The sequence below is a fragment of the Desulfomarina sp. genome, assembly GCF_054039375.1.
Window position 1 is genome coordinate 1 of sequence record NZ_JBPLBA010000264.1, and the last position, 9,193, is coordinate 9,193.

General features: G+C 51.2%; 6 protein-coding genes. All 6 read right to left on the reverse strand.

All coding sequences use genetic code 11. The annotated features are described in order from the left end of the window. On the reverse strand, nucleotides 1-2,963 hold a 2,963-nt coding region (locus ACXLDX_RS14380), incomplete at its 3' end, for a DNA polymerase III subunit alpha (RefSeq protein ID WP_457577877.1). Then, the gene (locus ACXLDX_RS14385; RefSeq protein WP_457577878.1) at nucleotides 2,960-4,156 is read right to left on the reverse strand and encodes a DNA polymerase Y family protein; all 1,197 of its coding nucleotides are present in this window, start codon (nucleotides 4,154-4,156) and stop codon (nucleotides 2,960-2,962) included. The genes ACXLDX_RS14385 and ACXLDX_RS14380, both read right to left, overlap by 4 nt. A 7-nt stretch (nucleotides 4,157-4,163) precedes the next feature. Continuing rightward, complete coding sequence (locus ACXLDX_RS14390) at nucleotides 4,164-5,057, reverse strand: DUF72 domain-containing protein (RefSeq protein ID WP_457577879.1); 894 nt, start codon at nucleotides 5,055-5,057, stop codon at nucleotides 4,164-4,166. Beyond that, nucleotides 5,044-5,682: a transcriptional repressor LexA gene (gene lexA / locus ACXLDX_RS14395; protein ID WP_457577880.1), complete on the reverse strand. Its 639-nt coding sequence runs from the start codon at nucleotides 5,680-5,682 to the stop codon at nucleotides 5,044-5,046. The genes ACXLDX_RS14390 and lexA overlap by 14 nt, the downstream gene beginning before the upstream one ends. A gap of 231 nt (nucleotides 5,683-5,913) precedes the next feature. After that, nucleotides 5,914-7,776, reverse strand: coding sequence for a lytic transglycosylase domain-containing protein (locus tag ACXLDX_RS14400; RefSeq protein ID WP_457577881.1), 1,863 nt, complete (start codon nucleotides 7,774-7,776; stop codon nucleotides 5,914-5,916). Between the two features lie 266 nt (nucleotides 7,777-8,042). Further along, nucleotides 8,043-8,744: a substrate-binding periplasmic protein gene (locus tag ACXLDX_RS14405; RefSeq protein ID WP_457577882.1), complete on the reverse strand. Its 702-nt coding sequence runs from the start codon at nucleotides 8,742-8,744 to the stop codon at nucleotides 8,043-8,045. Between the last annotated feature and the right edge of the window lie 449 nt (nucleotides 8,745-9,193).

Below are 9,193 nucleotides of genomic sequence, written 5' to 3' on the forward strand. Positions count from 1 at the left end.
CCATAATCCTCATCCACCAGTCCGGACAGGACATACGGCCTGCCACCAGATAAAACAGAGGCATAACGCCGGTAGATCTGCGGGAAAAAAGTCGTCTCAAAGAGAGCCGTTTCATCCTCAAAAGTCAAAAACTCCATCACCTCGCCACTTTTAGTCGATACAAGTTTTCCCGTCAACAACCATGCCGCAATATTTACCTGCTGCCCCCTGTAATTGTCAAGATCACACCCTTTGATAAGGTTTTTTTCCTGGCGGGCAACACACTCCAGAGGATGGATATCACAAAGAAACCCGAGGGCCGCAAATTCCCGCCGCAAACGGGTCTGCTCATTGGGGGCAGGGAGGGAAGGCGGAGACGGCAGGACGACCGGAAAAAGAAAAGAGCGTGGATGGTTTTGCCCTGCGGCCTGATATCCCGCCCACTGCCAGAGCAATTCCGAACGATTTAAATCCCCGGCCAGCCCGTCCAATGCCCCACCGTGCACCAGCACACTGACCTCATTATCGGCAGGGTTAATACGACAGAAAAAATCAGAAATACTGGTAAAACTGCATTTTTTTCTTTCCATGACAATCCGTTCCATACAGCCGGAGGACAATCCGCGAAGCTCCTGTAATCCCACCCGTATCCAGTCATTTTTCCCCACCCAGACAATTTCACTGTGTCGAACATCCGGATGGCAAATTTTAAGGCCAAGCCGTTTCGCCTCTGAAACATAGGCGAAAGTGGAGTAATAACCGCCCCGGTTGGAAATCACCGCGGCCATAAATTCGGCCGGAAAATGACACTTGAGCCAGGCAGCCTGGAAAGAGACCCTGGCATAGGAGGCTGAATGAGGCTTGCAGAACGAATATCCGTCAAAACTCATCATCATCCGCCACATCTCTTCCCTGTCCTCCTGAGCGACATTATTTTCCGCGCAACCCTTAAAAAAACGATCCCGGTAATGCTTCAGCCGCCGCTCCCTGTCCTTCTTTGACATGATCTTACGCAGTCCGTCAGCCTCACCATGGCTGAAACCGGCCATGGCCACCGCCACCCTGGAAACATCCTCCTGGTAAACCATCAGCCCATAGGTTTCATCAAGAACATCTCCAAGCCGATCGCAGAGCGGCTGCCAGTCGCCGCCATGGAGACGCCGCACATATTCCCGCACAAATTCATTGGCCGCCGGACGAATAATGGAGGACTGGATCACCAGTTGTTCAAAATCCCCCCTACCCGCCTTTTTCTGGAGCAGACGCATGGCTGGACTTTCAATATAAAAACAGCCCATGGTTTCCCCCCGACCAATCGCCTGCCTGGTGACCTCATCATCCTCAGGCTGCCAATATTCTTCCTGCAGTATCTGACCATTTTCATTGATCGCTTTCACACAATCGCGAATCACACCGAGACTTCTGTTTCCCAGAATATCTATTTTAACCAGCCCCGCCTTTTCAGTGCCGTCCTTCTCCCACTGAATAACAGGCACTCCTTTGGCGGCATACTCCACTGGAACATAACTGTTGATCGGCCCCGGAGTTATCACTACACCTCCCGGGTGAACCGACAGACAGCGGGGCAGGCCCACCAGTTCTTCTGCCAGCTCTAAAATCTCCGGCCATGGGGAAAGAAACTCCTTTCCCCGGAAAGAGGCAAGTGCACGCAAACGCGTTTCCAGCCCCTCTCCTTCATTTCTGCTGACCCAGGGCAGACGTCCGGTAACTTCAGAAATTTCATGATCAGGAAGTCCGAAGGCTCTGGCTGTCTCCCTGATTGCCATTCTCGGTTTAAAAAAAACATGATTACACACCATGGCCGCATGTTCCCGGAACTTCTGCAGGATTTCATCCAGAACCTCATCCCGCTCGTCCCAGGCAAAATCGATATCAATATCAGGAGGATCACTCCTTTCGGGATTGAGAAACCGCTCGAAATAGAGGTTATATTTCAAAGGACAGACATTGGTGATCTCCAGGCAATAGGCGACCAGGGAAGCCGCCCCGGATCCACGACCGCAGATCCTGCGTTTTTTTCGCCGGCCATCCTTCCCTTCAGGATGAACAATATCCCGTACAACAAGAAAATAGGAGGAAAATCCCATCTGTTCAATAATCCGCAGCTCATGTTCCAGCCTCTCTATAACCGGTTCTCCGAGATCGTCTCCATACCTGCGCCTGGCTCCCCGATATGCCTCACGCCTGAGAGCTTCGACGGGAGAATTATCCCGGTCATTACACCAGGGAGGCATGACGACACCGAAATCCGGACCGGTAAACCGGCAGCGTGCAGCCAGTTCTGCCGTTGCCCTGATCACTTCGGGCCAGATGGCGAATTTCCCGCTGAACTCCGGGGAAGAGACAATCCCCTTCTGCTCCATCCCTCTCAGGCCGTCCCGTGCGTCACCGATAGTGACCCCCTTACGCACGGCCCGCAACAGGCAGGCAAGCCGGAAATCATCTCTGCCGACAGCATCACAGTCAGCCGTTACCACAGCGGGAACACCAAGTTCTCCCGCCAGTTGCCGTAAGATCCGCCCCTGCGCGCTGACGGCCCCCCCCAGATCAGCGGCAACCTCCACCCCCCCGGAACAAAACTCCTTCAACAGGCCAGGCTCCCGACAGAGAACAATCAGCCCCTCAGCCCGAACCGGCAACCCGCGGGTAAGACTGAAATGCTTTTTACAGTGACGATCCGTCAAAAGAGCACAGAGGGAACGATAACCACGGCCATTTTTAACCAGACAGATAACTGAATCCGGAGAACCAGGTTCCGTTATCTGCGCGCCGATTATCGGGCAAAGCCCCTCATCCCGGCATCCTCTCAGGAAATCCCATAAACCATACAGGTTGTCACGGTCGGCCAGACCGATCCCCGTATAGCCGAGTTTTTTCACCAGGCGACAGAGACGGCCAGGAGAAGCAGTTCCCCGCAGAAGAGAATAGCTGGAACGGACACCCAGAAGAAACATTGCTGTCATCCACCGCCACAGGAGCTCTTCATCCCGCCCCTGCGCACCGCCTCTTCCCCGAAACGGGTACGGATCGTATCCATGGCTGCAAGCAGTTCCCGCCTGCGGCAATATTCACCTCCGGGAAAAAGCGGCAGCTGGGGAGACTGTTTCCGCAGCCGATCGCAGATCAGCAGACAACTCCTTATCCGGGTTCGTCTGCGCCAGGCCCGTTGCAGGGCTATAATCGCCTGGCTGTGCAGAACAAAATCACTATTGCTCCCCCGGCGCAGGCAGGCCCGGCGCAGCAACTGGCGGCCATCGGAGTATCGCAGTCGAACAGCTACACGACCCGCCACCTGCCGTCCTGCCCGGAGCCTGTATCCGGCCCGGTCAACCAGATGACTGATCGCCCTTTCCACGTCGTGCCGGTTATTGGTATCATTTGCAAAAACGTGCTCATAACTGACGGCATCCCGGGTAACCTTCATACCGATCACAGTGGTGTCAATCCCTCTACTGATATGGTAAAGATGATCAGAACGATCAGCAAAAACCACCATAAGCTGCTCCCTGGTCAGGCCGGCCAGACAACCGACAGTCAGGAGCTGCAGTTCCTTTATTTTCCGCAACTCCACCCCGGTCAAACCCGGCAGAAGATCCACCGGCAGAGGTGCCAGAAAATCGGCTTCCTCACCGGGAGCAACAATATATTCCCCCACCGGTTTCACCAGCCGGGAAGCCACCTTCGCCACCAGTCTGCTGGACCCCAGGGACCATATGGGATTTATGCCGAGACGATCACGGGCGTAGTGACGAAGGCGCAGACCCACATCCGGAGGTGGCCCATGGAGACGGTGGGTTCCCGTCACATCGACAAAAAAATGACCATCGATGCCGCCACTCTCAACCAGGGGTGAATAGCTGCGAACTTCTTTTAAAAAAGCAGTCATTGCCTTTCTGTAAAGCCGGGGACGTGGAGGCAGCAGCAGTGCCCGTCTGCATCTTTTCATGGCATGCCGCAACCCCATACCCTTGCGCACACCGTCCCCATATGCCTCCTCGCTCATGTCGTAAACAACCGTCCGCGCCCCCTGCAGGGGAGCTATTATAAGAGGCCGGCCACGCAGAGTACAATCCACCACCCGCTCAACAGATACCGCAAAATCAGCCACGTTCAGATGAAGAACTGACCTCTCGGGTAAGACGAATGCTGCTCCCATGACGCCTTCACCCGTCTCCCGCGAGAATGCGTGCCAGCTTCCGCGCGTTGCGCGGCGCATGGGCTCCCACATGATTATTGAAAAAGAGCAGGCCCCGCGCCGCCTTTTTCATCATCGGTCTGATATGATCATCCGCATAGCGACACAGCTCTTCGGTTGAATAATCATAATGAAATTTTTTCTGCATGTTGCCAGAACGCCACCCCGCCCTGTTCCGTCCATGGAAACGGATATAAAAAAGATCCGGATTGGTGACCACATCAAGGGGCGGAAAGAGGTCGGGCAGCCGGGGGCAGTCAACAGTGACCAGGCTGACCCGACGCCTTTCCAGCTCGCTAAAGACACTGTCCCGGGCCCAGGAGGGGTGACGAAACTCCACCGCCACCGGCAGTGAAGAGAGGCCATCCAGCAGAGCCGCCAGATAAGTGCGATGGGCAACTGTCCTGTCAAAATCCGGCGGGAGCTGTATCAGAACGGCAAGCAGCCTTTTTCCCAGAGGTGCGATTCCCCGGATATAATCCTTCAACTCCCGCTGCCAGTCCTCTACACGTTCATGGGTCATGGTTCGGGTCAGTTTGGCGGCAAAACGCACATGACCGGGCGCTTTTTCCATCATGCGTGCAATGGCCTCTTCCCGGGCCATCTGATACCAGGTATAGTTCAGTTCAACCACGGAAAAGAAACGACCGTACCGGACCAGCATTTCACTGCTCCTTGTGGAGGCCGGATAAAAACCGCTGTCCACCCACTCCCTGTAGGAATAACCACAGGTGCCGACATCCACCTCGCCCTCCCTGTCCGGAAATTCCATAGAGGAAGGTCTTTCCGCGGTGATCGGAGCTTCATTCATTTCCCGCGGTTGATCCATAGTGCCCGGCCATGCCGGTTTATCCAGTCTCACCGTCAAACCTGTTGTTCTTTCCCCGGATAACCCCCGTCACCTTACCCTGCACCAGGACTTCACTGAACGGGTAGCACATGACCGGATATTCACTGTTTTCCGGTCGCAACTCTATGTGGTCGGCATAGAGAAAAAAACGTTTAACGGTAGCCTCCTCACCTTTAACCAGCACCGCGACAATCTCGCCGTTTTCCGCATATTGCCTCGGTTCGCACACAACAAGATCCCCATCGAAAATGCCCGCGTCCCGCATGGATTCTCCCTTGATCCGCAGGCAGAAAAGATTTTCTCCCCGAAAGATGGCCGGATCCACCACCACCGTCCCTTCCCATTCCTGCTGGGCATACATGGGCAGTCCGGCGGAAATCCGGCCGATAACCGGTAACTCGCGCCCCAATCCCTTTGTGCTTCCATGGGAACCGGGAAACAGACGAACGGTTCGGCCATAACGCCCTTCCCGCTCAACCACTCCCTTTCTCTCCAGCTGCAACATCAACTGGGCGACTGCTGTATGACTCACACCGAGATCCCGGGCGGCCTCCCGCAGGCTCGGAACACGTCCATCTTCTGCCATTCGATCTGTCAGATAAGAAAAAAAGTGCTGCTGCTTTTCCGTCAGTTCCATACTACCCCCTGCATGTACATATACATTCACATTTATCCTGATTGTACATGCACATTACAATTTGTCAATATACATTTTCTATCAGAACACCATAAATCTGCAATTCTAAATATGGTGTAATTGCTCACAGTAATAAAATCATGCAGTTACTACCACTGTGAGGAGTTGCAATATGGTTATTCGTAAAAATCGAAGGAGAGTCTTGTGAAAATCACCTGTGTTCTGCTTCTATTACCCGCCAAGAAGACAAAGGGAAAGGTTCTGCCACTTCCCGGACCGGACCCAACTCAGTTTTTCGGCAAAAAGAAGGTCACTGCGAAAATGTCTCTTCTTTTTCTCCCGGACAAGAAATTTACTGTACTGACCGGGACCACCGTTATACATGGCATATACTGTCCGAACTATTAAATCTTTATCCGGGACCGATTTCTTCCGCCCGGCAAGCACATATTTACGCAGGTAAAGATCAGCAATCTCACAACCGGCAAGGGCATTATAACGAATATCCCAACGCAGTCTGCCACGATCGTACAGCCCGCGCCACACCCGTTCATTGACCTGCATAATACCCACCGAAGACCTGTTATAGGAGAGAAGATAGGTCAGTTTTCTGTTTTTCACCACAAACTGTCTCAGGCAGCTTTCCTGCCAGGCCATGGCATTTATCATCTCCCTGAATGCGCCATGCAGGGATGCTGGAATCTGCTCCCGGCCAAGAAGCCGGCCAATGGCTCCATCCAGAACCTTTCTCACCCGCAGGACATAGCTTTCTATATTCTTTTTCGGCACTTTCCACTTGAGAATTTCTTTCAACCCGGGCAGAGGTTCTGCACAGACAGGTGTAACAAACACATTTCTGAAAAGGGAGAGTGGTTCTTTTTTCACATCGTCCAGATCAATTCCCGGCTCCTCCGGCAAAGGTTGACTCCTTTCCTGCAACCGCGGTAGTTCCAGAAGATTTCTCAACCTCGAATCCACATCGGGAACATAGCGCAATTTCCCCACTTTACCATCGAGCATCCTTGCCAGTCGAAGCAGGCCCTGGCGACTGATCTCAATTCCGATGGTCGGCCCCATCTTATCAAAAACCTCCAGGGCATCAGCGGCGGTAAAAAATGCCAGGTAACCCAGACCATTTTCTCCATCCCCGGAATAAAGCTGCTTTCTGAAAATCGGTGCAAGCCTCTTCCAGGCATCCAGGAACTGGATTCTGACAAAATCCCTGCCGACACGCCGACCGGCAAGAGCGGCACTGAACTCATACCGGGCGGAAAGCAGGACATCCACCAGAATCTGCTGGTCACTGTCGGAAGTACTGTATCCACCAATTGCCGTAACCAGCTGCACCAGGAAAACATCCCAGGTTTCCCATAATCCGACGAGATCTCTGGTCTCAGCCGGAGTCAGGGGACGATCTTCCCCGGCCGGTTCATAGACGCTTTCCACCTCGGAAACTAGTTCTGCAAGTAACCCTCCATCCCGCACCATCACCCTCCCCCCTCGAAGACTGTCGAGCATCCTGTCCGTTACCTGCGTCGACAGGTGGGGAAAAAGGGGACGAAGAAAATTCTTCAGATGAGTCACAGGAGGAGCAAGATTTATTCCGACCCTGTTCAGGCGGGGATAAACGGAGGACTGAATAAACTTCCAGGCTAATCCCGCAAGAGTAGCGGGCTTATGCTCCAGAGAATACAACTTTGAATCAACGGTTCTAAATGAGAGGCTGAAATTTTCCCCATCAAAAACAGGCTGTTGCAAAAACACAATATATCCATCCCATTTCAGAGGTAGAAAACACTTCCCGCCCACGGGCGAACCAAAGTCTACAGCCAGCCGCATCTCAAGCCGAAGATTTTCCCCCTCAGCAGAATAAACGGGGTCAGTAATTTTTACCCGCGTACAACTGTTTTCTTCTACCGTGAATGAATTATCCTTTCCTGTAAAGACATTTTTCACCAGCAATGAGGACAACAGTTTATAATCAAGAGTCAGGGGAAGAATCACCTGCCTGGCCAATGAACAGGAGGGTATGATAAGCAGACAGAAACAAAGAAAAACAGGAAAACCGGATTTGAAAATTTGAGATTTGACCATTTTTCCAAGAGACCTGCCTCCTGAATCCGGAAGATCTTGATGACGATGCAGGCTGATATTTTTTGAATACATTGATTACTGTGAACTATTTCAACGGGATCGGGCATCGGGACACATCGTCAACAAATACCCTGAAGGAAGGCGAGCAATTTTTCACACAGACTTGATTGTGAATTTTAATTACCTGCAAAACTCAGCCTGCAACTTGTGAACCTGGGGATGTGCCTGGTTTCATGGGTAATCAGGAGAAAAATATCACAAAACCATCACGGATCCAGAATACCGGTATCCGGCATGGCAAGGAATCGGCTGTACCCGGACAGGAAACGATCAACATTTATTTTTTTCAGCAAACCGTCCAGCTTCTCCTGCAGAAATATTCCCTTTTTACTCTTTCTTACAGCAAGACCTGCCGGAGCCGGATTTTCAGGGAATTTCATATAGTATAAATTTTTTATTCCAAGTTTATGTAATGTTGATATGGTTGCAGACCGTTCAAACCAGAAAGCATCTATCCTTCCCCGAACCAGCATCTGCAAAAGACTTTCAAGACTGCCCGGATAAAAATTGCGCTTTGGAATATGCAGTAGTTTTGCCGCGAATTCTTCGTTCCCCCGCGGAATTCCTATTTTCAATGCCTGAATATTGTGCAAAATTCTTTTATCAACAACATATATGTCAGTTTTCACATCAATCTTAAAATCCAGCTCCCGTGCATAACTGTAAAATTCCTGCGTTTCTGAATGATAGGGGATATGACCTATGAGATCCACTCTTCCCTGCCTGAGCATTCGTTTTGCCCGGTTATAGGGCATAATAACAATATGAAATTTCAGGTCAGAGATTTTTTCTATTTCTTTCAGCAAGTCAACTGTATAACCGGTATTCTCATCAACTATAAGGGGTGGTAACGGTTCCAGACCAACACGAATAATTCCGGCAGTGGCGGAAGAAACCGGAATGATCATCCACCCATTGAAAAAAAATAGAAGAAGAAACCAGGTAAACAGTACACTATGTTTTTTTCGTCCCTTTAACATGTATTCAATTATAGCAGAAAAAACCTCCTTTTTTAAGGGTAACTGCTTACACAATGTCGTTAACTTAAGGACAAGATTGTTAAAGAAAGTCCCGTTCTGACCTTGGCCGAGGGTATCTGCAGCCAGGACGGCTGCAGTCAAGCCCCCAGGGACGGGTTTAGGGCGTCCCTCGGATGAGGTCGGAATGGGACTCATCGCTTAATTTAATCTGATTACGTATGAAACTCAGCCTGTTATTTGTGAGTCTGGGGATTGGGCTTGTTTTATCAGGCGTATTTCAAAAATCACATTAGACTGATTATAAAATGACCTGGACTGACACTTTTTCATTTGAATTCCTTATCAATTGAGATTTCCAGTGATTTTTGACCGTAGGC